Below are 25,743 nucleotides of genomic sequence, written 5' to 3'. Positions count from 1 at the left end.
AAATGAACAAAAGTTTCGGCTTGTTCATATTGAGTTCATAAAGTCTGCTTACAATATAAGTATCATAAAAGAAAAAGGAGTCAATAATATGAAGTTAGCATGGAAAGAGATCGTATTCTATAAGTTCAAATATATTTTAATAATGCTGATTATCTTGTTACTGGCTAGCATGGTATTATTCATTAGCGGACTCGCACAAGGGCTTGGACGCGAAAACATTTCTATGTTAGATAATATGAATGCTGAAAAATACGTCGTACAAGATATGAAAGAGCCGGTGATTGAAAAATCAGCGCTTAAACCAGACGAGAAAAAAGACATCGAGAATGTAGTCAACGCAGAGCCATTCCAAATCGGAATGCAATCAATGAAAAGCGAGAATTCAAATGACCTAGACATCATGTTGATTAATCCTGGTAAAGACTTCAAACCAGCTTTATCAGAAGGTCATTATCCAAATGCTGATAATGAAGTTGTTATTAATAAAAAATTAACAGCTGATGGTGTGAAAAAAGGTGACACTGTAACATTCAAGAATGGTGACAAAGATTATAAAGTTGTAGGTCTATTAGAAGACACAATGTATTCACACACATCTGCAGTGATGACAACAGGCGATACGTTTGAAAAATTAGTGCCAAAAGCAGCAACATTCTATCCATTAAAAGATGTATCTAAAGCAGATGAGAAAAAAATTAATGACATTAACGGTGCAAAAGTAGTAACTGAAAAAGACTTAACTGACAATATTCCAAGTTACAACGCAGAGCAAGCACCATTAACAATGATGATTGTCAGCTTATACGTGATTTCAGCAATTGTCTTAAGTGCATTCTTCTACGTTATGACAATTCAAAAAATCTCTGAAATCGGTATTTTAAAAGCTATCGGTATCAAAACAAGACACTTGTTATCATCATTAGTATTCCAAATCTTACTTGTTACAATGATTAGTGTGGTTGTTTCATTACTGATTATTAGTGGCTTAGGTATGATAATGCCAGTAAGTATGCCGTTCCACTTAACTGCAGGCAACATGTTACTTGTAGTAGGCGTCTTCGTAGTCGTTGCAATTATCGGTGCAGCATTATCATTCATTAAACTCGTTAAAGTAAATCCAATCGAAGCAATCGGAGGTGAAGGATAATGGGTTTAGAAGTTAAAGATATTACAAAATCATTCGGTACTGGCCAAGCTAAAACAGATGTTTTAAAAGGTGTTAACTTTGAAGTTAAAACTGGAGAATTCGTTATCTTGAGCGGTGCTTCAGGTTCAGGTAAATCAACGTTATTAACAATTTTAGGTGGTCTACAAGATCCAGATACAGGTAAAATTATCTACAATGGTGCGCCATTGTTCTCAAAAGAAAAAACAAACTCAGATATGCGTTTAACTGAAATTGGCTTTATCTTCCAAGCTTCGCATTTAGTACCTTACTTGTCAGTTAGAGACCAATTGACATTAGTAGGACAAGAAGCGGGCATGTCTAAAAAAGATGCGAAAGCACGTGCAGAGCAATTATTAGACCAAATCGGTTTGAAACATCGTTTAGATGCTTATCCGTTTATGTTATCTGGCGGTGAAAAACAACGTGTTGCGATTATGCGTGCATTCATGAATAATCCAAAAATCATCTTAGCTGACGAACCAACAGCAAGCTTAGATGCCCACCGTGCAACAGAAGTAACTGAAATGATCAGAGAACGTATCACAAATGAAGATATGGTCGGAATTCTTATCACACATGACACAAGACTCTTTGATTATGCAGACCGTGTCATTGACTTGTTCGATGGTAAAATTATCAATAAAAAAGATGACAGTGAAGAAGTATAAACACAGTCAAATATAATTAACGCTCATAATAGTAGCCAATGATTAATCGCGTTAATTGGGGAAACATGATTAAGGGAAAATAATGTAAAAAAAGTTGAGGTCAAACCTAAAATAGGTGAGACCTCAACTTTTTTATTTATATACATAGCATTATATGAGTTAGAACATAGATAAAAAGAATTCAAGTAATATAGGGTGCTTAACGAACATACTGCCAATGAACAAAGCACCGAAATAAATGGTTAATAACAGTTTATAACAATACATCAAAGCAAAAAAGTCTCTGATTAATGCTGTATCAAAAAATGGATAAGGTGTGCGACTGCCAGCACCGACTGCGTTCATCTTAAGAACTTGTGCAAAACGCAAGCCGCGTAATATGTGAAATTGACTCGTGACAATAGCGATGTGTTCAAAAACTTGATTGCTGATAAGTGCTTTTGTATTATTCAGGTTTTCAAAAGTGCTATGTGATTGATCTTCTAAAATAATACGATCTTCTGGAATGTGTTGTTCAATTAAATACGCTTGCATGGCTTCAGCCTCTGACACTTTATCTCCTTCACCAGTCCCGCCGCTGACTACAATGTAAGGGTTGCCAAGATGATTTTGATATAAAGCAACTGCACGATCTAAGCGCCAAGCCAGCATTTGTGTCACTTGATTGCGATATAAACCTGCACCTAGTACAATGATTACATCAATCGGTTCTGGCAGTACGACCATACTAAATGCTGAAGACCAACTTAAATAGTGGACTAAGGCAAAGAGTGTACTGATAGTAATCCAACCGATCCATAAGAAAAGTGCATTCAGCACGGGTACTGGAATATGACTTAATAAATTTAAAGCCAATGCTAAGAAAGTAACAGCTAAAGTCAGACCCAAAATTCTTGTGAAGAACATACGTGCACTTTTCCAAACTAAAATAGCCCGATGCTTGAATAATAAAAGTAAGGCACCTATTATTGATACGCTGGCTAAATCATAAGGCAATGTACGCGTGATTAAATGAATAAATAATATGATGAATCCTAAGACCAGAGTAATGAAAAAGGATTGTATATTTAAAAAGCGATAGTGATTAAAGTATAAATAGATATAACTACATAAAATCAATAGGCTTAATATGAGTGAAAGTAATAGCATAATTAACCTCTATATAATAAATTTCCTTCTTCTAATCTTACCCTATTTCGCCTTATGTTACTTTAGATATGATATGATTAGATATACGGATTGTTTAATATGTAGAATAAAAAGGTTCTCATACTGAGATGCAATAAGAAATTTTTATAGTTATGAAGGAGAAAATCATGGAAAACATTGAGCAACACACGCAGTTTATGGCAATGTTTATCGAAGATATTAATACCCTCATGGCAAGTTTGCTAGAAGGTTTACGTAAGGAATATCATATTTCGATTGAACAATCTCAAGCTTTATTTTTACTAGACAATAATAAATCTTTGACACTTTCAGAAATTACTGAAAAACAAGGTGTCAATAAAGCTGCCATCAGTCGTCGAATTAAAAAGTTAATTAATCTTGAATTAGTTGAACTTGTAAAACAAAATGAAAACGTAGACCAACGTTTGAAGTATGTGAGACTTACTGACAATGGTCGCGAATATATAGAACGTACTAAAGTGATTGTAAATGATGTTTCTACATACTTGCTTCAAGATATATCACAATCACAAATAGAAGAAACAGCTAAAAACTTAAGAATTATCGATCAACGTATTAAAGAATATATTTCTAAAATTCGATAAATCAAATAGCATTGATAAAAATCGGTACCTTTTCAAAGTGTACCGATTTTTGTCATAATTACTGTTAAAAAAGGACATAAGGCTAAATACTGATATAATTTTATTGTGTAGTCTATTATAATAGAACTATCCAACAGTTTTACAGAAGAAATGTCGGTTTTAGTTTTACTTTTTTGTGCAATACCTGTAAAATTTGTGCGGGTTACATAAAATTTAAGAAAAACAAACATTCTTTACATAGAAAATCGAGTTAGTTTCAACATTTCCTGGGAAATGTGAATAAAATTTGAAAGTATTGAAACGAGGTGAACTGTCAATGGGGCAATCCGAAAAGCCGGATTCTAATGAAAGCCGCAAAACGCGTGAACAACGTATGCGCACAAATCAGAATCTACGTAAAATGGTGCCGTGGGGTATCGGTATTTTTATCGTTATCTTATTGATTATTCTGTTTTTCTTGTTGAGAAATTTCAATACACCAGAAGCACAAGCAAAAATCTTAGCGAATGCAGTGAAGAATAATGATACACAACGTATTGCGACGATTTTAAGTACACGTGAGAATAAAGTAAGTACGTATGAAGCGGAAACGTACATTAAATATATAAAAAGCGAAATTGGCCAGAATAAGTTTGATAAAGAACTGCAAGAGACGATACGCAACATAGACCGTAACGACAAAGATGCCAGCTTTATTAAAACACCTGATGGCAATAAAATACTGCGCATTACTAAAAATGGCCGCCGTTTTATTTTCTTTGATAATATCAGTTTCACTACGATTACTAAGAAACCGATTATTAAACCTAAAACGAAAACAACGTATATTTTTAGAGCGGATGATCGAAAACGTAAAGTTATCGCAGAAGCTAATGAAGCCACTATGTTAGGTAACTTTATTCCAGGTGATTATAAAATTCCAGCAACAAAAGAAACAGCTAATGGTAAATTCAGTGGTTATTTGACTTTCTCATTTAAAAATAGTAACAGCGAAACAGTCGATGTTCATGAAAAATTCCCTGAGGCGAATTTAAACATCAAGTTAGAAGGTGCCAATAAATTAGAAGGTAAGCATACGAAAGTAAAAATTAATGGTAAGTCTTACAATTACGATCACACACGTTTATATGGACCTTACCCTGTAACTGATGAAGTTGAAGTATCAGCAGAAGGTAAAGTCAAAGGCAGAACATTCGAATCTGACAGCATAAAAATTTATCCGAATGAATTAAAAGAGAATACCCCTGTGACGTTACACTTCGAAAAAGAAAAAATTGAGAAGTATGTTGAAGAGAAAGAAAAAGAGGAAAACAGTTTAAAAAATAAATTGTCTCGGTTCTTTGATAAATATACGTCAGCTTTAAATGAAGCGTCGACGAATAATAACTTCGCAAGTGTCTCTCCATTTTTAAAATCAGGAACGGATAATTATAAACAGACACAACATTTGATTCAAACAGGTCAAGGTGCAGCGTCTTTTTACCAATCGCCCCAAGTCGTTGATGTAACGACTGAAGGGGCGCACGTTTACGCTGAAGTCTTAACTTTAAATAACCAAGGTGTATGGGTTAAATCAACCTATAAACTTTTAGATGATAATCATAAATCGGGTCAGATACCAAGTACTGACGACTTGAAAATTATCAGCTCTCAATCATAAATAAACTCCTTTTTATCCATTGGATAGAGAGGAGTTTATTTAATATACGTCACTTGTAGTTTTGTTTATTTGAAATACGTGTTTTATTTTCATTGTATTATTTTGACTATCGGTATAACATGAGGATATTAATTGAATTGTACAGAGAGAAAGAAGGGGATTGTTTGTGAGTCAGGGACATACATATCAAAAGCGACCGCCTATATTTTTGATTATTATCTTAGGGGCGCTGACAGCCATCGGTGCGTTATCCATCGATATGTTTTTACCAGGGCTGCCGCAAATCAGATCGGATTTTAATACAACTGCATCTGCGGCACAATTAACACTGACTTTATTTATGGTTGGATTAGCGTTTGGTAATTTGATTATGGGACCTTTATCAGATGCTTATGGAAGAAAACAACCTTTAATTATAGTGATGGTCATCTATACTATCGCAAGTATAGGTATTGTTTTTTCAGTGAATATCACGATGATGATCAGTTTAAGATTGATTCAAGGTTTATGTGCAGGGGCAGCTGCGGTGATTTCACGAGCGATTGCCAGTGATATGTATTATGGAAAAGCTTTAACAAAATTCCTAGCTGTTTTAATGTTGGTGAATGGTGTCGCACCTGTGATTGCGCCAGCACTGGGCGGCATTATCCTATTATTTTCAACATGGCATATGGTCTTTATTATCTTAACGATTTTCGGGATTTTTATGGTATTCAGTACCTCTATACGTGTGCCAGAATCATTAAGTAAGCAAGCGAGAGAGCCAGCTGATATCAAATCAATTTTAATTCAATTCAAACGTTTGTTGAAGCGCCCGAGATTTGTTTTACCGATGTTGCTTCAAGGTATGACTTTTGTGATCTTATTCAGTTATATTTCAGCCTCTCCTTTTATTACACAACGTATTTATACACTTTCACCACAAGCGTTCAGTATTATGTTCGCAGTGAATGGTATCGGCTTGATTATTTCATCACAATTATCTGGTAAATTAGTTGATTACTTTTCACCTTTATCAATAATGCGTGGTTATACTTGGGTTCAACTCGTCGGAGTTGTCTTGATTTCAATTGTGCTGATTTTCCACTCGCCCATTTTCTTTTTATTCATAGCTTTCTTTGTGTTAGTCAGCCCAGTAACAGGTATCGCAACACTTGGATTTTCAGTGGCGATGGATGAACGTACAGGAGGCGGGGGCAGTGCTTCTAGTTTACTCGGTTTAGTTCAAACATTAATCGGAGGCATCAGTACACCGTTAGTCGGTTTAATGGGTGAAAGCAGTTATATCCCTTATTTAATTATCATTTTTATCGCATCAATAGTATTAATAATACTTCATTTGATTACTGCCAGAGTCTTTGCGCAGCCGCTATCAGAGAATGAGTAGTGAAAATATATAAAGCAGTTGTTTTATTTATTCATATAAAAAGAGGAAGTGTCTTCGTCAGACGCTTCCTCTTTGCTTATTATTGAGTATTTTAAGCTTGTTGTCTCATTTTAATAGTATTGACTAACATCGTTTGTGCCATTGCTTCAGGTGCTTCTGTACAATCACGTCTTAACCAAGTATGAATTACACCTAATTGGCCTCCGATTAAGTAATGTGCAAAGTAAATCTTATCTGAAATACGTGTATAATCATTCAACAATCGTTCGTAAGATTCATGTGTAAAAGTGACGAATTTAATAATCACATCTTTTTGTGGATGTGTGACAAAGATGGCACGAAAAAATCGTTGAAATCGATTAATGTATCTGAAGATAATACGGAAAAACTGAAGCAGCTTTTGATTATCCTTTTTAATGGTTTCAAAATCTTGATATACAATGTGCATTAACTTTTGATAACGCGACATGTGATAGTTTTGAATCTGTTCAAATAAATCGTATTTATCTTGGAAGTAGTCATAAAAAGTAGAACGGTTAATACCACTATATGCGCAAATCATTTTAATTGTGATTTCTTCTGGCGCATAGTTTTCCATCAGACCAATTGTATTTATAAATATTTTGATTCGAGCACGCTTTTTCATCTCTGCACCTCTTCGTTACACTTTAGAATCGCCCGACACATTTTTTAAAAGTGTTGGTGTTTTTTTAAGTTACATGTCTTTATACTATTAAAAGTGACTTTGAAAAGCAAATAGGAGGAAAGTATGTATGAAGAAGTTAATCATTATTAATATTGTGACAATCGTAGTGCTTGTGTTAATCGGCATCGGCGGATTTTACTATTATAACCAAGCAACAAGTTATATAAAAACAGATAACGCGAAAGTAGATGGTCAACAAATTAAAATTGCGAGCCCTGTTTCAGGTAAAGTAGAATCATTTGATGGCAAAGAAAACAAATACTATAAAAAAGATGAACAAATCGCAGAAGTAGCAGGTAAAGGAGAAGACGGTTCTCCACAAAAAATGGATATTAAAATGCCTCAAGCCGGAACTATTGTGAAAACAGATGCGCAAGAAGGTGGCATGGTTCAAGCAGGTTCTCCAATGGCATATGCTTATAATTTAGATGAATTATATATTACCGCAAATGTAGATGAGACAGACATTGGCGATGTTGAAAAGGGTAGAAAAGTAGATGTTAAAATTGACGGTCAAGATTCTAAAATGAAAGGTAAAGTAGAACAAGTCGGTAAAGCGACAGCTTCAAGTTTCTCTTTAATGCCTTCATCTAATAGCGACGGCAACTATACTAAAGTATCACAAGTCGTACCTGTGAAGATTTCACTTGAAAATGCACCGGCAAAATCAGTGGTTCCAGGTATGAATGCTGAAGTAAGTATTCATAAGTAAGGAGGTCAATCTATGACACTTGCTTTAATTATATATATTGTCGTTGCATTACTGATTGTATTGCTGATAAATGTTTTCTTAAGAAAACGTAAAACTTCTCAATCAGTACGTCAACCTAACCCCTCTCACATCAAACAAAATACTGATCCTTCAAGATTTAAAGCGAGCGATTTAGAAACATCAGATGAATCAACAGAGGAGACAGACTTAAAACAGACTCACTCAGATGAAACAGAAACTGAGTCCACATATGAACAAGAAATAACACAAAACTCAGAAACAGAAGAGACAGAACAACCTGCACAAGGCGATTCGGTCATGTATCGTTTTGGTAAAGGTGCAACACGTAATAAAGTCCTTGCGGCGATGTTGTTTGGGATGTTTATAGCAATTTTAAACCAAACATTATTAAATGTGGCATTGCCTAAAATCAACAGTGATTTCAATATTACCGCATCAACAGGTCAATGGTTGATGACTGGTTTTATGTTGGTAAACGGTATTTTAATTCCGGTCAGTGCCTTTTTATTCGACCGTTTTTCTTACCGTAAATTATACTTGTTCTCACTCGTTATTTTCACACTCGGCTCATTAGTGTGCGGGATTGCGATGAACTTCCCGGTTATGATGACTGGCCGTGTGCTTCAAGCAGCGGGTGCAGGGATATTAATGCCGCTAGGTTCTAATGTGATTATGACGATTTTCCCACCGGCTAAACGTGGTATGGCTATGGGTGTGATGGGCGTTGCGATGATTTTAGCGCCAGCCATCGGCCCGACATTATCAGGTTATATCGTTCAAAACTATCACTGGAATCTTATGTTTTACGGTATGTTCTTTATCGGTATTGTGGCGATTGTTGTCGGTTATTTCGGTTTCAAAATTTATCAACATACGTCTCAACCTAAAGCAGATGTCCCAGGTATTATTTTCAGTACATTAGGTTTCGGCGCATTACTGTATGGCTTTAGTGAAGCAGGTAATGCAGGTTGGGGTTCAAATGAAATTATCGTTTCATTTACTATCGGAGTTATCTTTATTATCTTATTCATCTTAAGAGAGTTACGTATGAAGATGCCGATGTTGAACTTTGAAGTCTTGAAGTTTCCGACTTATGCATTAACAACACTTATTAACGTTATTGTCATGATGAGTTTATATGGCGGTATGTTATTATTACCGATTTATTTACAAGATTTACGTGGTTTTACCGCGATTGATTCAGGTTTATTACTATTACCAGGTGCTTTAGTTATGGGACTATTAGGTCCAATTGCTGGTAAATTGTATGACATGATAGGTATTAAACCACTTGCGATATTTGGTATCTCGGTTATGACATACGGAACATGGGAGTTAACGCATTTAACAATGGATACACCGTATTCGCATATTATGGGGATTTATATTTTACGTTCATTTGGTATGGCATTTATTATGATGCCGATTATGACAGCAGGTATGAATGCATTGCCAGCACGTTTAATTTCACATGGTAATGCCTTAGTGAACACATTGCGTCAATTAGCGGGTTCTATCGGTACAGCTATTCTCGTTACAGTGATGACGACACAAACAACTGAACACATGAATACGTTCGCACAAGATTTAGATAAAACGAATCCGGCGATTCAAGATCAAATGAAAGAAATGGCCATGCAATATGGCGGTCAAGAAGGCGCAATGAAAGTGATTATGACCTTCTTAAATAAACTTGCGACAGTTGAAGGTGTCAATGATGCTTTCTGGATTGCGACATTATTTAGCGCTATCGCATTATTCCTTAGTTTCTTTATTCAAAGTAAGAAAAAAGCAGATGCATTTGCGCAAGAACATGATCATTAAAAAATATTGAAGATATTAAAAAAGCGACAGGTGCTGTATCTGTCGCTTTTTCTAATAAAAACGCCTCTGCGTCCTTTACGCAGGGGCGTTTCTTCAATTATGATTCATTTTTTAATTTGTAGGGTCTGTATTTGACGTGTTAGTTTGAGAATTCTTCGTAGGTGCTTTAAATGGCCACCAGTTTCCTTGATTGAATGATTGTGCAACCGAAGGAATGAAGAGCGGTAATAAGAGTACGTTATAAATGATAAGTCCGATAATAATCACAGTCGCAATTTCCATAAGTGTTAAGGCACCAGAAGTATAAAGTGCTGCGACAGTACCGACTAAAATGACACATGCGGTCATGATAACTGTACCCATCTTACGCATTGAAGTGATGATGGCGTCAGTGACTGAATGACCTTGTTCGACTTCTTCGGTGAAGCGGTTGACTAAGAAGATTGCGTAGTCGATACCTAAAGCCATGAGTACAACAAAGCTGAAGAATGGAACAACTAATGAGAGGCCACCCATATCAAATAAGTTTGTAAAGATTAAGTTTGAAATACCGATAGATGCATAATATGTGATTAAAATAGATGCGATCATATAAATCGGCATAATAATTGAGCGTTCAAAGATTAACAGTACAATAAATAAGAATACTGTAATCAATGCGATGGCTTTACTCATATCACTATTGACTGTTTTTTCTAAGTCATTGTTTTGTGATGATGTGCCACCAAACTCAATATCACTGTTTTCGAATGATGTGCCTTTGACTTGATGATCGACAGTTTCGTGTATCGTATCTACAGTCTGCATAGCTGATTTAGAGAAAGGATCTCCTTTTAATTCAACAGTCATTAAGAGTACCTTACCATTGCCTTCGCTATACTGTTTAACCGAATCTTTTAAATCTGTATTTTTCAACATATCATCTGTGATGTGCATACCAGACTTGTCGATGTTTTTGTCATCGGCCATTTCTTTTAAGCGTTGTTGAATCTGAGTTTGTCCGTCTTGAACTTGTGAAATACCATTTTGTGATTGTTCTAACCCTTGTGCTAATTGACCAGACTGTCCAGTAACTTGTTGAACAGCTTGTTGTGGTGGAAGTTGAGAACTTTGTTGCAGCATTTGTTGTACACGTTGTTGTTCTGTTAGAGGTTCAACTTGTGACTGCATCTCACCTAAACCATTGTTAACTTGATCGAGTCCTTGATTCGTTTCATTTAACTTGCCTTGAATGACATCTAGTTGATGCGATGCTGAAAGAGATTTAATCGGTTCTCCGGTAGGGCGTGTAATCGTGCTGACACTATCGACACCTTTTATTTTTTCAATTGATTGTGCCAAGACTTCAGCATCATTCACACCTTTAGAAGTTGTCAGTTTATGATCATCTGCGATTGCAATATTTACTGGGAATGCTTGTCCCATAGTGAAGTCATCTTTAATGATATTGATGGCTTTGATGGAATCATATTGATCACTGATTTCATTAGTATTGTCGAATGAAATTTTATTAGGTGCGAAAATAATAATTGGTACCAAAATTACTAACACAATGACAAGGCCAAAGAAAGAACGTTTCGTTGTAAATTGACCCAACGTGCCCCATAATTTACTATCTTTGTGTGTACCAGCATTTCTGCTTGGCCAGAATATTTTTTCACCCGTTACCATTAATAGTGTAGGCAGCAAGGTGAATAAGATAATCATCAGACATAGCACACCGATTGCGATACCCATCGCTGAACGGAAGAGACTAAACTCTACAAAGAATAATGCTGCAAAGCCGACTAATACTGTAATGGCACAGATTAAAATCGTGCGTCCGCCATTTTTGAAAGTGTTAAATACAGCTTGATAATTGGATTGGTTTTTACTCAACTCTTCTTTATAGCGGTTAAGTAATAAAATACAGTAATCCGTTCCAATACCAAACAGCAACGCGATTAAGAACGGTTGAATATAGATGGAAATTGGAAAATCGATATATTTAACAAGCAGTGCCAAAATACCTTGTGAGAATAAATAAGAAATACCAACTAAAAGTAATGGTACAAAAGGTGTAACTACAGAACGGAAGACTAAGAATAAAATACCAAGAATTAAAATGACTGTAATAATTTCAGTCTTCTGCAGGCCTTCGTTCACACTCTTATTGATGTCATCATTGATGATTTCATTACCAGTTAAATAAGAAGACTTAAAGTCTTGATGAATATGATTGATATCATCCGCAGCATTTAAAGTCTTAGTTTTATCATCTGTCGTTTCTATAGGAATGAGCACAGTTTTTTTATTATCTGCCACTAATTTGTCTTCAATGTCCTTACTTTCGACAGGATTAATGACATTTTCAACATGTTTCACGTTCTTGATGTCTTTAACATAGTCTTTAAGCTGTTGACGACTTGTTTTATCTAGAGGTCGATCTAACTTGACGACAGCGCTGATACTTTCGGAATCAGCACCGACTGTTTTTAATTTATTTGTATATTGTTGTGAGGTCATATTATCAGGAGGCTTTATATCACCTTTATCTTCAGCTAATTTTGTTAAATTAGGTGCGAAAATTAAAGTGCAAGCCACCATTATCACAACAATAATTGAAATTAGCCATCTGAATTTCAATATTGTTTTCATTTTCTATATTGACTCCTTTTTTATAAAATTTCCTCATACTTTTTAGTTGAGAGGTGTTAACTATATCTATGATAAAGAGAATTGAGTTTATTGTAAAGTTAAATGTTTGAGAAAATTGAATATAAAAAAGCAACAACTCGGTGTGAGCTGTTGCGTAGTCATTAACTATTTAATTCGAATACGACGGTTTCTGAAGAATAAGCTGATAAAGAGTAAACCGAAACAACACGCGAGTAATACGGTCGCATTACTTATTGCTTCACCTGTGACTAAGATTTTATCAGGTGAGAGGTTAATAAAGTATTGTTGTAATGTTTCAGATATGCGTTTCGCTGTTTCTTCAACGATATAAGCCAGGCCGAAAGGAATCGCAAACATAATGGCGATTAAGACCATATTGACAATTTTTATCGCAGTACGATTAAAAATCAATGTTAAAACCGTCAAAATCAAACTGAGAATACCTGCGAAGAAAAAGGCGTAAAAGGCCAGTTTCAATTTGCTGATATTATCTTGCAGTTGGCTGATTTGTGTTAAATCAACATTTTGACTCGAGATGTTTTGCAGTGTCTCTTGGAAATTCAAGATTTGTGAAAAACGAATGGGTTCATTCACGAGTAAAATATTGAAAATAGGTTCTTTCAGCATACTGTAAATCGAGATAATTGTCAGAATCAATACGATGATTTGAATAATTAAACTGACGTAAGAACGCTTCTTTTTTGGTGCGAAATACTGGCCGCGTTGAAGCGGTACTCGATCTAAAGGAGCTTTATCAGCCCGTCGTAAATTATTTTGAGCCATAATGGACCAAATACCTCCCTTTGAAGAAAGAAGAACAGAATGATTTATATATTCTTATAACTTATCTTCTGACTGTATTGTATATATTTTATCACTGATGACTTGAATCACATAGTACTTTCCTTGTGTTTCGTAGAGTTGTGCTACAGTCAGCCCTTCTTCATAATAAGCTTGATTGATCGTGTTGTTTGATGGGATTTCACTATGAAGTTGTGATAATTGTGTTGTTAAATCTTGTTTTGTATTTTGAATTAAAGTCGTGATGTCTTGATTGGTTTCTGTTCTTTGTAATTGATTTTGTAGCGTATCTATCATTTGACGTTTACCTTGTATAATCGCATGCATAATACCACGTTCAAATAATTTATAGTCAGGCCCCTTAGTTACATTGTCTTTGCGTTGATTGAGCTCGCTAAGTTCGACTTTGACATCGTCCGTTAAATCCAACAAAGTTACTTGAAGTTCTTCTTGAAGGGATAAACTCATTTAGAATCTCCTTTTTGAGGTATTTCAATACGATGCCCCAGTTGTTTTGGCCAATCAACCTTAGGTTGTGTGTTGTAGTAAAGTTCAACATTGCGCATAAATGTTTCTGGGAAAGGAGCTGATTTTTCACTATCACGATCGATACCCATCATCATTTGTTCATTCGTTGCGACAATGTTGCCTTGTTCGTTGCGCATGATTAAAAAGAAATGCAGACGCTTATAGTCATAGTTATAAAGATGAATATCAATTTGATAATTATCATCCAACTTAAGCTGGGATAAGAATGTTGTGTGTTCTTCAATTGTGAAAATCGTGTAGTTTAACTGCTTACGTTCGTCTAATGAAAGACCGTTATTATAGTTGAATTCATTCGTTGCTTGGCTGAACGCTTCGTTATATTGTGAATCATGCATATGCTGATTATGATCAATCATAGATTTTTCTACTGTACCTGTTAATGTAAATAGGTTGCTCATTAAAAAACTCCTTTACCGATTATTATTTTTTTATTTATCATGTATTGTTTTATACTTTATAACCCTCCATAATATACAAATCAATAGGGATAACTTCAAACATAATTAATACTAAAAATGATAAACTAATTTTATGACATAGGGGAGGGAAACGCATGAGTATGTCCATATATTATCAAACTCATTCACATGGCTTCAAAACAGTAGAAGACAAGCGTGATATTCCGTCAGATGCGACGGTGATTTGGTTTGATTTGAATGAACCGACTGAACAAGAAAATAAATTTTTATTAGATAACTTTGATTTTAACCCATTAGAAGTTGATGATACTATACATGCTAATCCAAGGGCGAAGTATAAGAATTATGGAGATTATCAAAATATCGTATTTCATCGACTTTCAGAACAAAACTATCAAGTTGAAGTCTTGAATATTTTCATTAAAAACAATATCTTAATCACATATCATCATCAGCCGATTGATGAAATTGAAGCAGTTCACAAGCAAGTCACTGCTCATTTCGATAAAGATTTAGATTGTGATGATATCGTTCTATATATCCTTGACCATATTGTGGATGAATATTTCAATCACGTGGAAAAGATATCTGATAAAGTGTTTATGTTTGAAGATGAACATGGAGGAGAACGCACCAACAAGTATATGATGGATGATTTGTTTGATTTACGTTCTGATATTATCAAGATGAACCGAATCATCATGCCAATGAAAGAGTTGATTGATACGTTGCAATATTCGAGTGCTTTAGTGAGAGATGAAAGGCATAGAATGTATATTCAACATATTAAAGATCATATCGTCAAAGAAGAAAATATGTTGAGAACAGCGCAGGATATCACGAAAGAAATCAGAGACAATTTTGAATCATATACTACATATAGAATGAACCATGTCATGCAGATATTAACTATTGTTTCAATGATTTTCATGCCATTAACATTGCTTGCGGGGATATACGGAATGAACTTTGAATATATGCCAGAATTGAAATGGCATTATGGTTACTTTATATGCCTAGGATTGATGGTACTAATTACGTTATGGTGCCTTTGGTTCTTCAAACGTAAAAATATGCTTTAGCATGATTTGAAATGGGAGCATTAAAAACTGGAACGAATGTCAGTTGATTGATACACTATCACTAATACATGAAAGAAAAGAAAGTAGGAAAGACAATGAGCGACTCTAAAAGGGAACAACGAAAAGATGATCACGTAAAAATTGCGATGGCACAAACTGATCCGAAACTAACTGATTTTGATCGTGTCAGATTTGTACATCATTCTATTCCAAGCGTGGATGTAGAACAAGTAGATTTATCAGTCAAATTACCAGACTTTGACTTAAGTTCACCCCTATACATTAATGCCATGACAGGCGGCAGTGAATGGACAAAACAAATCAACGAAAAGCTTGCGGTAGTTGCGAGAGAGACAGGGCTTGCAATTGCGGTAGGTTCAACACATGCTGCATTACGTAATCCAAAAACTGTAGATTCATTCAATATTGTAAGAGAAAAGAATCCAGAAGGTATTTTGTTTAGTAATGTCGGTGCAGATGTGCCTGCAGACTTAGCTAAGAAATCTGTAGAGATGTTGGATGCAAATGCACTGCAAGTACATGTCAATGCACCACAAGAACTTGTAATGCCAGAAGGTAATCGTACATTTTCAAATTGGATGGAAAACTTGAGCTTGATTGTTCAAACAGTTGATGTACCTGTGATTGTGAAAGAGGTCGGTTTCGGTATGAGCAAAGAAACGATAGAAGCTCTATATGAAATCGGTGTACGTTATGTAGATGTCAGCGGCCGCGGCGGTACGAACTTTGTTAATATCGAAAATGAACGCCGTGATTTAAAAGATATGTCTTACCTTCAAAATTGGGGACAATCAACAGTCGAATCTTTATTAGAAAGCCAATCACTACAAAATAAAATGATTGTATTTGCGAGCGGCGGTGTACGTAACCCGCTGGATGCTGTGAAATGTATTGCGCTAGGTGCGGATGCAGTAGGTATGTCTCGACCTTTCTTAGAACAAGTTGAAAATAATGGGATTACACAAACTGTAGAATATGTAGAAGCGTTTCTTGAACAAATGAAACGAATTGCGACGATGTTGGATGCATCCAATATTCAAGATTTACAACAAACGTCAGTTATTTTTGATCAATATCTAAAAAATTGGATAGAACAACGTGGATTAAAATAGAAAATAGCACAAGAATCATTGTATGAAAATATACAAAAATAAGTGGAAATATAAGGAGAGCGGTTCAACTGGTAGAGGGTTGAACCGCTTTTTTAGTAACAAATTGGTTTTGGTATAGGCAATCACGAAGAGCTGGACCTTTGAGTCCATAGGCTCTGGCAACGCTTACACTTATTATAGAACATTAATTTGCACAAAGCAATTAGATTCATAAAAATTGATGGATTGTACAAAATAAAATGATTGGTAAATAACAAAATTACAGATGAGTATTATTTAGTACCTATAAGAAACATTTTGACATAAATGTGTATTGATTTATATCTATCTTTAGAAACTGAGCTGAATTTATAATAGGAGTATATTAATTCTCTGTCGAAGGGGGTCAGGGAGTGAGACCTAGTTATTCACAATTCAAAGAAACCGTGCTGATAGAACCGACATCACCAGTTGTTGAACCGTTTTTATACTATTATGATAAGAACCAACATCACATCTCAGGGCTACACATCAGTATAGAAGTTGAGTTAAATAATTGGAATGTTTCTCTCGAAAACAATATCAACACGAATATTATTACAGCCAGTCATACTTTTAAAGTTGATCGTGCTGAAAATAATGTGAAGTATCATTTGGTTGTCATAACACCCGAGACAAATACCGCTATGATAATAGACATCAATCAGGATTTGCGTATAGAGTTGAGTCGTTCATCGACAAAATATATATACGACATAACCAACTATTTGATTAGTGGCGAGAATTATATATATACTGCTTATTTAAGCTGTCAACTGACTCATCATAATTTACAAAATTTCAAAATTGAACGTATTTTTAATGAATGCTTTATCTTAAAAACTTCTACGTGATTTTGAGTGGTCGGACTGTTAAATAAACTATCATACAGTGCTTCAACTCTAAATTTTAAAATATGGACACTAACTTTTTTCAAAGAATGTTAACATATATACATGAATGATTACATCCAAAGTAATAAAGGATGAGTCTTGACAGTTGTTTGTGTGTGACTCCAACATAAGCAATGTGACAGATTAAATAAGCAAAATGATTTAGAAACTTAGGGTAGACTATTTACAGATTGTAATAGTTTTTGTGAATTGATGAGATGTCCTTGTCTATGACATATAGATGAGGGCATTTTTGCGTAGTTAGAAAATGTTGGAAATAGAGTCGTCCTAAATACTCTATTCAAAATAAAGCCACAACATTTTGACATATCTGTTAAAAGTATGGTCATCCTCTTCTAAATTCTATATATTGTGGTAATTTAGTATTTAGAACACAAGATATAGTAGAAAAGGGGAATTCTATGTTGAAACTAGAAGAGAGCTTAAGTCGCTTAATTAATAAAGATCCGACAGTAGTTAATGAAAACGCGAATAAAGACAGTGAAACATTTACGACAATGCGTGACTTAACTGCAGGTGTCGTTTCAAAATCATATGCCTTAGAACACTTATTACCAAAACATGTGGCAGCAGCACATTTAAATGGAGATATTCATTTTCATGATTTAGATTATCACCCATTCCAACCTCTAACAAACTGTTGCTTGATTGATATTAAAGGGATGTTGGAAAAAGGGTTTGAAATTGGTAATGCACAAGTAGAATCACCAAAGTCCATTCAAACTGCGACAGCTCAAATCGTTCAAATTATTGCGAACGTATCAAGCAGTCAATATGGTGGTTGTACAGTTGATCGTATTGATGAAGTATTAAGTCAATATGCAGAATGTAACGCCAGAAAACATCGCGAAATCGGAGAAAAGTTTGTATATCCTGAACAATTGGATGATTATGTCCGTACGCAAACTGAAAAAGATATTAAAGATGCGATGCAAAGTTTAGAATATGAAATTAATACACTTTATACGTCTAATGGACAAACACCTTTCGTGACACTAGGTTTCGGCTTAGGCACAGATACATACAGCCGAATGATTCAAAAGGCAATCTTGAAAACTCGTATTCAAGGTTTAGGGCATCATCATGTGACTGCCATTTTCCCTAAATTGGTTTACTCCATTAAAAAAGGTGTCAATTTTGCGCCTGAAGATATCAACTATGATGTAAAACAGTTAGCTTTAGAATGTTCTACTAAACGTATGTATCCAGATATTTTGAACTATGATAAAACTGTTGAAATTTTAGGTGACTTCAAAGCGCCGATGGGTTGTCGTTCATTCTTACCAGCATGGCAAAACGAAAAAGGTGAAAATGAAAACAGCGGTCGTTGTAATTTAGGTGTTGTTACTTTGAACTTACCGCGTATTGCGATTGAAACAGAAGGCGATCCAGCTGCATTCTGGAGATTACTTGATGAACGTATGACATTGATTCATGATGCATTAGTTTATCGCATTGAACGTATTCAATCTGTGATTCCAAATAACGCACCAATCCTTTATAAAAGCGGTGCATTCCATAATCGCTTAAAAGAAGATGATAATGTGATGGAATTATTCAAACATAAACGCGCAACTATCTCAATGGGCTATATTGGTCTTTATGAAGCAGCAACTGTTTTTTATGGACCTAACTGGGAAACAAATCCAGAAGCGAAAACATTCACATTAGACATTTTAAGACGCATGAAAGATTTCCAATATCAATGGACAGATGATTACGATATTTTCTTCAGCTTATACAGTACACCAAGTGAATCATTAACAGATCGATTCTGTCGTTTGGATACAGAACGTTTTGGATTAATCCCAAATATCACAGATAAAGGCTATTACCAAAACTCTTTCCATTACGATGTACGTAAAGCAGTGTCACCGTTTGAAAAATTGGATTTTGAAAAAGATTATCCTTTCTTAGCGAGCGGCGGTTATATTCATTATTGTGAGTATCCTAAATTAACACATAATACAAAGGCGCTAGAAGCGGTATGGGACTATTCATATGATAAAGTCAGTTATTTAGGTACGAATGCGCCGATAGACAAATGCTATGAATGTGGTTTTGAAGGGGACTTTAAAACAACAGCACATGGCTATGAATGTCCACATTGCGGTAATCATGATCCTGATACAGTAGATGTGGTTAAAAGAACTTGCGGTTATCTTGGTAATCCTGTTCAAAGACCAACGATTGAAGGGCGTCATAAAGAAATTGCTGCACGTGTGAAACATATGAAAGGAAACGAATAACGATGTTATATGCACAAGTTGAAACTGGACAAGGTTATCTCGCAAAGATTGAAGAAGAATCGTTTGTGGATGGAGAAGGGGTCAGATGCAGTGTGTATGTATCAGGTTGTCCTTTTGCATGTGCCGGCTGTTATAATGTCGCAGCACAAAAATTTAAATATGGCACACCTTTTACAGATGAAACGTTGACTCAAATCCTTGATGCTTGTGCACCAGATTATATTGCTGGGTTAAGCCTGTTAGGCGGCGAACCATTTTGTAATATAGACATTATCCAACCCTTGATTGAAGCATTCAGAGCACGTTTTGGTCATACTAAAACGATTTGGGTTTGGTCTGGTTTTATGTTTGAGAATTTAAAACATAATACAAAAGCACGTAAAGAACTTTTAAAACAAATTGATGTCTTAGTAGATGGACCTTTTGTCCAACAACTTTATCAACCAGGCTTAGCATTCAAAGGTTCGCTGAATCAACGTGTCATCAATGTACCTTTATCTCTACAAACAAATACCATTATAGAAATATAAAAAAAGTGGTCTCTCCTGAACATAAGGAGGACCACTTTTTTCGTTTATCAATAACTATTAAATTTAGTATCCATTTAAGATTTCCAAGTTTCTTGTGCGGGTTTCATCTCAGATTTCCGCATACGTGAAACGTAAGGGTTACCCTCTACAGTAAAGCGTAATGGTTTATGTGTCCATTCACCTTTATTAGGAATGCCGATACGTGGACTTTCAACAATGTCAACTGGATAACGACGTTGTTTTGTATCGATTTTTAGAGGGCCTTCATTTAATTTAAAACCATCTAAGGCCATTGTCATATTAAAGGCACGTGTCCATTTACCTGGACCATTTGTTAAGTCTATACCATCTTTGCCGTTACGATTTTCTTTCATTTGTTCAGTAATCGTTTCGGGTTCTAGTGCACGGATTAGTACCCCTTGGGCAGTACCTGCTGGTTGTGTCACAAAGTTGATTAATAGATGTGTATGCATGACATGTGCATAGATTGTACCGCCATCTTTATACATGGATTGTACACGAGGTGTATTTCGTCCATTGTACGTATGAGCAGCTTGATCAACATCGCCTAAATAGGCTTCTGTTTCAACGATATAACCTGCATACGTTTGTTCACCATCGTCGAATTGGACTTTAACTCCTAATAGATCACGTGCGATTTCCTCGGTTGTGCGATGAATAAAATCCATGACTTTCCTCCTCATCTATTTAATACAGTACTTTCTATTTTACGCAAAGATGATAAGGAATAACAATATTTCGTTTGAAGAAGAAGTTTGTAGATATTGTAAAGTTCAGAAAAACTATGCTAATTTTACAATAAGACTGTTAAAATAAAAAAGAATAGTTTTAAATAACTATTACCTTTTAAAAGACATAAAAGAGTAAGTTGTAATACATAGAAGTATCGTAAAACAAAAAGTTAGAGAGAGGAGGATGAGTATGATAAGACGTGTTGGGTTTTTAGAAGCGTTTAAACTTTTCTGGAAAAATTATGTTAATTTTACAGGCAGATCGACACGCTCAGAATATTGGTTTGCGGCGTTATGGATGTTGATTTTATATGCGCCATTAACTTTTGTGATGATTTTAGGAACCATATTTTTAGTCGGTGGGGCTGCAGTTGATTCCAGTGGAGTAGCAGTTATGGGTATGATTTTATTCCTCATCTGCATGTTGGTTTATGTATTGTTTGCCTTAGCTACATTTATTCCAACTTGGGCTGTTATGATCAGACGTTTTCATGATACAGGCAGAACTATGGTGACGCCGATTGTTATGTTCGTATTGAGCATTGTGATGAATGTGTTTAATTTTGTACTTAATATGGATGAATCAACTGAACTAACACCAGCGTTAATTATATTTTTAATCATCAGCTTGGTTTATTTAGGTTTGTGGATTTATGTTCTTGTAGTGCTTTGTCTACCGAGTCAAGATAAAGATAATAAGTATGGTTGCAGTCCTTATGTGCATCGTTTTGAACAAGGTAATACGCCAGCCTCTAATACATCTCATGCTAAATCAGTTCAATCGACAAAAGGCAGTACGACCAGTCATGATTCAGGTTCAGATTTTTAATTTTGCTAGCGTTTATTGAGATAAGCATCTATTAGAAAGTAGTTCATATAGAATCTAAAAAATGGAGGAGATATACGATGCATGAACAACACAAAAAGAGTGTCGGATTCGTAGAAGCTTTTGTTTTATTCTGGAAACGTTACATTGATTTCAACGGAAGATCACGACGTTCAGAGTTCTGGTTTATGGTACTATGGACAATGATTATTAACATTGTATTGAATAGTCTGGATGCTTTATTAGGTTTGAATCAAAGTTTTGATAATACTTCTTTTGGTTTAACAACACTTTTTGAAATCGCAAGCTTCATTCCAGGGGTCGCTTTGCTTACAAGACGTTTCCATGATACAGGCAATACAATGGTGGTCCCAATTATCTTTTCTGCGCTATTAGTAATAGAACGTATTCTTTTATTTGTGGATTTAGGAGATGGCATGTTTGCTACAATTGTAGATGCCATTATCTCTATTGCACAGCTAGTATTTGTAATTTGGGTGATTGTCGTAGGTGTACAAAAGTCACAAGAAGGGCACAATGCTTATGGTCCAGAGCCTGTTGGACAACGTTACAGACACGCCTAAAATCGAATAACAAAATAACAACACGGACGATACTTTTATATAGAAGGTATCGTCTTTTTGTTTATTATATATGTCAATTTGACTAATATACTTGTCAAATTGACTATTATCATATAGCATGTGTATTAACGGAGGTAAGGCGCATGAAAACACGATTAAAAGAATTGCGGGCACGAGATGGCTATAATCAAACACAACTTGCGAAAAAAGCAGGGATTTCACGACAAACCGTCTCATTAATTGAACGAAATGAATTTATGCCTTCCGTACTGACTGCCGCAAAAATTGCGCGGATATTCGGAGAACGCATTGAAGATATTTTCATTTTCGAGGAGGACGACTATGAGTAGCACGAAAAAGAATTGGAAATATGCAGGGAAAATCGCATTAGGTGGACTAGCAGGCGGATGTGTAGGATTATACTTCAGTTTTCTAGGTAACCATTCATCGTTACAACTGTTCGATTTTCAAGCAACCATTATTACCACACTGTTTACTATACTTTTAATTATAGGTATTGGTATTGTAATGAAATTGCAGCTATCCCAAGCTAAAAATTACAAGCATCTTTCAGAAGAAGATGAAGTGTTAGGAGATCATTATGATACTTTGTTCAATCGTAAGTTTTTCAACGCTTCAGTATTGAGCCATCTCAGTACATTTGTTGCTTTAGTGAATATTATTTTAGTCACTGTGTTTAAATTTGCCAATAATCATTGGGAGGTTTCAGTCATCCCTTTTTTAATTTCATCAATTTTTAGTGTGATGTATCAAATCTATTTGCCTAAATTAGATTCAAGATTACCAAATCCTAATGATGAACAATATGTAGATAAAATGATGAAAGCGATGGATGAAGGCGAGAGATATGTTACATTTTCAGCGATATTTAAGTTATTTCAATATAACTTACTTGCATTAACTATTTTGATTCTCGTATTGGCATTCTATTCAGCAATTACAGGTCATACACAATCATTAGCTTTAACACTGCTATTTATCTTGTTTGTCTTTAATGTTAGTTTTTATTACATAAAAATTTACAAGTATTATAAAAGCAAATAAGTGTAAATTCTTTGTGAACAGTTTGTAAAGTTAGAGGTTTAATAATATTATTATCATATACTTATGGTATATGATTAACAGAGTTGCTTTTCCAACACCAACGATAAGGAGTGATGCACGATGGCTTTAGTTTTAGAAGATGTGACAAAGCAATATGGCGATAAGACAGTGGTCAACGATATTTCATTAACACTTGAAAAAGGGAAGATGTTAGGATTCTTAGGACGAAATGGTGCTGGGAAGACGACAACGTTCCGTATGATTTTAGGACTGACACCATTAACAAAAGGAATCGTTACATATAATGGTGAAAAGATGGGTGAACATATGTTTAACCAAGTAGGTTATCTGCCTGAAGAACGTGGTTTGCATCCAAAAATGAAAGTCGCAGATGAGTTGCGTTATCTTGCGACTTTAAAAGGAATGTCAAAAAAAGATTTTAATCAAGCGTTAGACTATTGGTTAAATCGTTTTGAGATTAAAGAGAACAGAGATAAGAAAATTGAATCATTATCTAAAGGTAACCAACAAAAAATTCAATTGTTAGCTAGTTTGATTCATAAACCTGAATTATTGATTTTAGATGAACCTTTCAGTGGTTTAGATCCAGTCAATGTAGAATTATTAAAATCAGCAGTTAAAGATCTGAACGAACAAGGTACTACTATTATTTTCAGTTCACATCGTATGGAGCATATAGAAGAACTGTGTGATGATATCTGTATTTTGAATCATGGTGATTTAGTTTTACAAGGCGACATACAATCGATTAAAGATCAATTTGATTTGAAGAAAATTGTGATTGAAACTGAAGATGCTTTAGAAAATTTAGAAGAAGTTAAAGGTGTTACACGTGTAGAACGTTCAAAACGTATGATTACTGTTTCTGTAGAAAATCAAGCAGCCGCAAAACGTGTCTTTGACGTAGTAGCTCAACATGGGTTTGTGAAACGATTCCAAGTGCTTGAACCTTCAATTCAAGATATTTTTATTCAACAGGTAGGTGATATTCATGAATAAATTTTTAGCTACGTTCAATTTGACGTATAAGAATAAAGTGAAATCACGCGCATTTATCATTATGACGGTCATTTTAGCAGTGATTATTATTGCGGCAGCTAACTTCAATAAGATTATCGATTTGTTTGATAACGGGCCAGATAAAATCGGCATTGCTTCTAATGAACCGAAAATTGCGCAAATGGTCAAAGCACAAAGCAAACATATTGAAGAAAAAGGTACAGAATTTAAAATCTTATCTAAAGAACAAGTGTTAAAAGAAATAAAGAAAGATAAAATTGATAAAGCTTATATCATTGATCAACAAGGACAAAAAATTAAAGGCGAAGTTGTTAGTAAAGACGCACCTTCTGATGAGAGTGTTCAAAAATTAGAAAGTATTTTAACACCGATTCAAACCCAAGCAGCAGCGCAACAAATTAATTTAAGTCCAAAAGAACTTTCTGATTTACAACAAAAAAGTGAAGTCACTTCAAAAGCAATCGGTAAAGGTGGCTCAGATACTTCTCAAAGCAATAAATTTTTAAATTGGATTATTTTATATGCGGGCATCATGTTGATGTTCCTGGTGATTATGAACTATGCCAACCAAGTAGCGATGGAAGTTGCGACAGAAAAAACATCACGCGTTATTGAAATGGTCATTACGAGTATTTCACCTGTGAAGCATATCTTAGCTAAAATTCTAGCGATGATTTGTGTCGCTTTTACACAAGTGTTGATTTTAGTTGTGATTGGTGCCGCAGCACTGTATTTTTCAGATGCAGGCGACTTAATGAAAAAGTTTGATATGACTATGACACCTACGACAACACGATTGATTATTGTCGGCGTACTTTCTATCATTATCGGCGTGGTTTCATATACTGTATTAGGAACAATTTTAGGCGCACTTGCGACACGTATTGAAGATTTAAATCAGTCGTTGATGCCGATGACAATTATTAGTTTCATTGCTTTTTATATCGCATTATTCAGTATGAACAATCCAGATATGATGTTAGTTAAAGTAGCAAGCTTTATTCCATTGTTATCACCATTCTTATTATTTGTTAGAGCTTCGACACCGAATTTGGAACTATGGGAAATCATAGTGAGCATGGGTTTATCTGTAATCGTACTTGTTTTACTCGTATGGATAGCAGTGAGAAGTTATCGTGATTCAGTTTTAACGTTCGATAAGAATATCTTTAAAGCGTTGAAACGTGCAATTAAAAAATAA

25 protein-coding genes are annotated in these 25,743 nt (G+C 34.9%); 18 read left to right on the top strand and 7 right to left on the bottom strand.

Features of this window, described 5'->3' with window-relative positions; genetic code table 11:
• The first annotated feature begins 88 nt into the window (after positions 1-88).
• Together HMPREF3031_RS08250 and HMPREF3031_RS08245 are read left to right on the top strand one after the other, a co-directional pair.
• Positions 89-1,147, top strand: coding sequence for an ABC transporter permease (locus tag HMPREF3031_RS08250; protein WP_002479699.1), 1,059 nt, complete (start codon positions 89-91; stop codon positions 1,145-1,147).
• Positions 1,147-1,836, top strand: coding sequence for an ABC transporter ATP-binding protein (locus HMPREF3031_RS08245; RefSeq protein ID WP_002479698.1), 690 nt, complete (start codon positions 1,147-1,149; stop codon positions 1,834-1,836). Before HMPREF3031_RS08250 ends, HMPREF3031_RS08245 begins: the two co-directional genes overlap by 1 nt.
• Before the next feature lie 159 nt (positions 1,837-1,995).
• On the opposite strand, the gene HMPREF3031_RS08240 is transcribed toward HMPREF3031_RS08245, so the two are convergent.
• Positions 1,996-2,985, bottom strand: coding sequence for a YdcF family protein (locus HMPREF3031_RS08240; protein ID WP_002479697.1), 990 nt, complete (start codon positions 2,983-2,985; stop codon positions 1,996-1,998).
• A 167-nt stretch (positions 2,986-3,152) separates the two neighbouring features.
• Between HMPREF3031_RS08240 and HMPREF3031_RS08235 the strand changes: the two genes are divergently transcribed.
• The 3 genes from HMPREF3031_RS08235 (at position 3,153) to HMPREF3031_RS08225 (ending at position 6,658) form a co-directional block, all read left to right on the top strand.
• Positions 3,153-3,611: a MarR family transcriptional regulator TcaR gene (locus tag HMPREF3031_RS08235; RefSeq protein ID WP_002479696.1), complete on the top strand. Its 459-nt coding sequence runs from the start codon at positions 3,153-3,155 to the stop codon at positions 3,609-3,611.
• Between the two features lie 316 nt (positions 3,612-3,927).
• On the top strand, positions 3,928-5,271 hold the full coding sequence (locus tag HMPREF3031_RS08230) for a TcaA second domain-containing protein (RefSeq protein ID WP_002479695.1): 1,344 nt from the start codon (positions 3,928-3,930) through the stop codon (positions 5,269-5,271).
• 166 nt (positions 5,272-5,437) lie between these two features.
• Positions 5,438-6,658, top strand: a complete 1,221-nt coding sequence (locus HMPREF3031_RS08225; RefSeq protein ID WP_070684081.1) for a putative multidrug effflux MFS transporter TcaB — start codon at positions 5,438-5,440, stop codon at positions 6,656-6,658.
• A gap of 91 nt (positions 6,659-6,749) precedes the next feature.
• On the opposite strand, the gene HMPREF3031_RS08220 is transcribed toward HMPREF3031_RS08225, so the two are convergent.
• Positions 6,750-7,304, bottom strand: coding sequence for a TetR/AcrR family transcriptional regulator (locus HMPREF3031_RS08220; protein ID WP_002479693.1), 555 nt, complete (start codon positions 7,302-7,304; stop codon positions 6,750-6,752).
• A 127-nt stretch (positions 7,305-7,431) separates the two neighbouring features.
• On the opposite strand from HMPREF3031_RS08220, the gene HMPREF3031_RS08215 reads away from it, so the two are divergent.
• Positions 7,432-8,076, top strand: coding sequence for an HlyD family secretion protein (locus tag HMPREF3031_RS08215; protein WP_002479692.1), 645 nt, complete (start codon positions 7,432-7,434; stop codon positions 8,074-8,076).
• Positions 8,077-8,088: 12 nt separating this feature from the next.
• Entirely contained in the window at positions 8,089-9,921 is a 1,833-nt protein-coding gene (locus HMPREF3031_RS08210) for a DHA2 family efflux MFS transporter permease subunit (RefSeq protein ID WP_002479691.1), read from the top strand.
• A 111-nt stretch (positions 9,922-10,032) separates the two neighbouring features.
• Here HMPREF3031_RS08210 and HMPREF3031_RS08205 read toward each other — a convergent pair whose 3' ends face one another.
• From HMPREF3031_RS08205 to HMPREF3031_RS08190, 4 genes are all read right to left on the bottom strand, one after another.
• Positions 10,033-12,558: an MMPL family transporter gene (locus HMPREF3031_RS08205; protein WP_002479690.1), complete on the bottom strand. Its 2,526-nt coding sequence runs from the start codon at positions 12,556-12,558 to the stop codon at positions 10,033-10,035.
• A 165-nt stretch (positions 12,559-12,723) separates the two neighbouring features.
• The gene (locus HMPREF3031_RS08200) at positions 12,724-13,362 is read right to left on the bottom strand and encodes a hypothetical protein (RefSeq protein ID WP_070724813.1); all 639 of its coding nucleotides are present in this window, start codon (positions 13,360-13,362) and stop codon (positions 12,724-12,726) included.
• Between the two features lie 54 nt (positions 13,363-13,416).
• Entirely contained in the window at positions 13,417-13,848 is a 432-nt protein-coding gene (locus tag HMPREF3031_RS08195; protein WP_002479688.1) for a hypothetical protein, read from the bottom strand.
• The gene (locus HMPREF3031_RS08190) at positions 13,845-14,327 is read right to left on the bottom strand and encodes a thioesterase family protein (protein ID WP_002479687.1); all 483 of its coding nucleotides are present in this window, start codon (positions 14,325-14,327) and stop codon (positions 13,845-13,847) included. The genes HMPREF3031_RS08195 and HMPREF3031_RS08190 overlap by 4 nt, the downstream gene beginning before the upstream one ends.
• 155 nt (positions 14,328-14,482) lie before the next feature.
• Between HMPREF3031_RS08190 and corA the strand changes: the two genes are divergently transcribed.
• The 5 genes from corA (at position 14,483) to nrdG (ending at position 20,274) form a co-directional block, all read left to right on the top strand.
• Positions 14,483-15,430 (top strand): magnesium/cobalt transporter CorA, encoded by a 948-nt coding sequence (gene corA / locus HMPREF3031_RS08185; protein ID WP_002479686.1) that lies wholly within the window; start codon positions 14,483-14,485, stop codon positions 15,428-15,430.
• Positions 15,431-15,525: 95 nt separating this feature from the next.
• Positions 15,526-16,563: a type 2 isopentenyl-diphosphate Delta-isomerase gene (gene fni, locus HMPREF3031_RS08180; RefSeq protein ID WP_002479685.1), complete on the top strand. Its 1,038-nt coding sequence runs from the start codon at positions 15,526-15,528 to the stop codon at positions 16,561-16,563.
• A 392-nt stretch (positions 16,564-16,955) separates the two neighbouring features.
• The gene (locus HMPREF3031_RS08175) at positions 16,956-17,435 is read left to right on the top strand and encodes a hypothetical protein (protein WP_002479684.1); all 480 of its coding nucleotides are present in this window, start codon (positions 16,956-16,958) and stop codon (positions 17,433-17,435) included.
• Between the two features lie 461 nt (positions 17,436-17,896).
• Complete coding sequence (gene nrdD, locus HMPREF3031_RS08170) at positions 17,897-19,744, top strand: anaerobic ribonucleoside-triphosphate reductase (protein WP_002479683.1); 1,848 nt, start codon at positions 17,897-17,899, stop codon at positions 19,742-19,744.
• 2 nt (positions 19,745-19,746) lie between these two features.
• The gene (nrdG, locus tag HMPREF3031_RS08165; RefSeq protein WP_002479682.1) at positions 19,747-20,274 is read left to right on the top strand and encodes an anaerobic ribonucleoside-triphosphate reductase activating protein; all 528 of its coding nucleotides are present in this window, start codon (positions 19,747-19,749) and stop codon (positions 20,272-20,274) included.
• 74 nt (positions 20,275-20,348) lie between these two features.
• Here the strand turns inward: nrdG and HMPREF3031_RS08160 are convergent, their stop codons facing one another.
• A complete protein-coding gene (locus HMPREF3031_RS08160; RefSeq protein WP_002479681.1) occupies positions 20,349-20,963 on the bottom strand; it encodes a DNA-3-methyladenine glycosylase in 615 nt (204 codons plus the stop codon).
• Between the two features lie 253 nt (positions 20,964-21,216).
• On the opposite strand from HMPREF3031_RS08160, the gene HMPREF3031_RS08155 reads away from it, so the two are divergent.
• The 6 genes from HMPREF3031_RS08155 to HMPREF3031_RS08130 all read left to right on the top strand — a co-directional run bounded on the left by HMPREF3031_RS08155 (position 21,217) and on the right by HMPREF3031_RS08130 (position 25,743).
• Positions 21,217-21,855 carry a DUF805 domain-containing protein gene (locus HMPREF3031_RS08155; protein ID WP_002479680.1) on the top strand — a complete coding sequence of 213 codons (639 nt, stop codon included), beginning with the start codon at positions 21,217-21,219 and terminating at the stop codon, positions 21,853-21,855.
• Between the two features lie 77 nt (positions 21,856-21,932).
• A complete protein-coding gene (locus tag HMPREF3031_RS08150; RefSeq protein WP_002479679.1) occupies positions 21,933-22,436 on the top strand; it encodes a DUF805 domain-containing protein in 504 nt (167 codons plus the stop codon).
• Between the two features lie 143 nt (positions 22,437-22,579).
• Positions 22,580-22,786 carry a helix-turn-helix transcriptional regulator gene (locus HMPREF3031_RS08145; RefSeq protein ID WP_002479678.1) on the top strand — a complete coding sequence of 69 codons (207 nt, stop codon included), beginning with the start codon at positions 22,580-22,582 and terminating at the stop codon, positions 22,784-22,786.
• A complete protein-coding gene (locus HMPREF3031_RS08140) occupies positions 22,779-23,501 on the top strand; it encodes a DUF3169 family protein (RefSeq protein WP_070724812.1) in 723 nt (240 codons plus the stop codon). The genes HMPREF3031_RS08145 and HMPREF3031_RS08140 overlap by 8 nt, the downstream gene beginning before the upstream one ends.
• Positions 23,502-23,621: 120 nt before the next feature.
• Entirely contained in the window at positions 23,622-24,521 is a 900-nt protein-coding gene (locus HMPREF3031_RS08135; protein ID WP_002479676.1) for an ABC transporter ATP-binding protein, read from the top strand.
• The gene (locus tag HMPREF3031_RS08130) at positions 24,514-25,743 is read left to right on the top strand and encodes an ABC transporter permease (RefSeq protein WP_070724810.1); all 1,230 of its coding nucleotides are present in this window, start codon (positions 24,514-24,516) and stop codon (positions 25,741-25,743) included. Before HMPREF3031_RS08135 ends, HMPREF3031_RS08130 begins: the two co-directional genes overlap by 8 nt.

Source organism: Staphylococcus sp. HMSC072B07, assembly GCF_001815505.1.
Lineage (GTDB): Bacteria > Bacillota > Bacilli > Staphylococcales > Staphylococcaceae > Staphylococcus > Staphylococcus simulans.
The sequence above is the reverse complement of the archived record's forward strand: the minus strand, read 5'-3'. Positions and strand labels throughout refer to the sequence as shown.

Bases quoted from the DNA above. Each gene is read 5' to 3' on its own strand.
- HMPREF3031_RS08250 (WP_002479699.1), top strand. From the start codon at position 89: ATGAAGTTAGCATGGAAAGAGATCGTATTCTATAAGTTCAAATATATT.
- HMPREF3031_RS08245 (WP_002479698.1), top strand. From the start codon at position 1,147: ATGGGTTTAGAAGTTAAAGATATTACAAAATCATTCGGTACTGGCCAA.
- HMPREF3031_RS08240 (WP_002479697.1), bottom strand. From the start codon at position 2,985: ATGCTATTACTTTCACTCATATTAAGCCTATTGATTTTATGTAGTTAT.
- HMPREF3031_RS08235 (WP_002479696.1), top strand. From the start codon at position 3,153: ATGGAAAACATTGAGCAACACACGCAGTTTATGGCAATGTTTATCGAA.
- HMPREF3031_RS08230 (WP_002479695.1), top strand. From the start codon at position 3,928: ATGGGGCAATCCGAAAAGCCGGATTCTAATGAAAGCCGCAAAACGCGT.
- HMPREF3031_RS08220 (WP_002479693.1), bottom strand. From the start codon at position 7,304: ATGAAAAAGCGTGCTCGAATCAAAATATTTATAAATACAATTGGTCTG.
- HMPREF3031_RS08215 (WP_002479692.1), top strand. From the start codon at position 7,432: ATGAAGAAGTTAATCATTATTAATATTGTGACAATCGTAGTGCTTGTG.
- HMPREF3031_RS08210 (WP_002479691.1), top strand. From the start codon at position 8,089: ATGACACTTGCTTTAATTATATATATTGTCGTTGCATTACTGATTGTA.
- HMPREF3031_RS08205 (WP_002479690.1), bottom strand. From the start codon at position 12,558: ATGAAAACAATATTGAAATTCAGATGGCTAATTTCAATTATTGTTGTG.
- HMPREF3031_RS08200 (WP_070724813.1), bottom strand. From the start codon at position 13,362: ATGGCTCAAAATAATTTACGACGGGCTGATAAAGCTCCTTTAGATCGA.
- HMPREF3031_RS08195 (WP_002479688.1), bottom strand. From the start codon at position 13,848: ATGAGTTTATCCCTTCAAGAAGAACTTCAAGTAACTTTGTTGGATTTA.
- HMPREF3031_RS08190 (WP_002479687.1), bottom strand. From the start codon at position 14,327: ATGAGCAACCTATTTACATTAACAGGTACAGTAGAAAAATCTATGATT.
- corA (WP_002479686.1), top strand. From the start codon at position 14,483: ATGAGTATGTCCATATATTATCAAACTCATTCACATGGCTTCAAAACA.
- fni (WP_002479685.1), top strand. From the start codon at position 15,526: ATGAGCGACTCTAAAAGGGAACAACGAAAAGATGATCACGTAAAAATT.
- nrdD (WP_002479683.1), top strand. From the start codon at position 17,897: ATGTTGAAACTAGAAGAGAGCTTAAGTCGCTTAATTAATAAAGATCCG.
- nrdG (WP_002479682.1), top strand. From the start codon at position 19,747: ATGTTATATGCACAAGTTGAAACTGGACAAGGTTATCTCGCAAAGATT.
- HMPREF3031_RS08160 (WP_002479681.1), bottom strand. From the start codon at position 20,963: ATGGATTTTATTCATCGCACAACCGAGGAAATCGCACGTGATCTATTA.
- HMPREF3031_RS08155 (WP_002479680.1), top strand. From the start codon at position 21,217: ATGATAAGACGTGTTGGGTTTTTAGAAGCGTTTAAACTTTTCTGGAAA.
- HMPREF3031_RS08150 (WP_002479679.1), top strand. From the start codon at position 21,933: ATGCATGAACAACACAAAAAGAGTGTCGGATTCGTAGAAGCTTTTGTT.
- HMPREF3031_RS08145 (WP_002479678.1), top strand. From the start codon at position 22,580: ATGAAAACACGATTAAAAGAATTGCGGGCACGAGATGGCTATAATCAA.
- HMPREF3031_RS08140 (WP_070724812.1), top strand. From the start codon at position 22,779: ATGAGTAGCACGAAAAAGAATTGGAAATATGCAGGGAAAATCGCATTA.
- HMPREF3031_RS08135 (WP_002479676.1), top strand. From the start codon at position 23,622: ATGGCTTTAGTTTTAGAAGATGTGACAAAGCAATATGGCGATAAGACA.
- HMPREF3031_RS08130 (WP_070724810.1), top strand. From the start codon at position 24,514: ATGAATAAATTTTTAGCTACGTTCAATTTGACGTATAAGAATAAAGTG.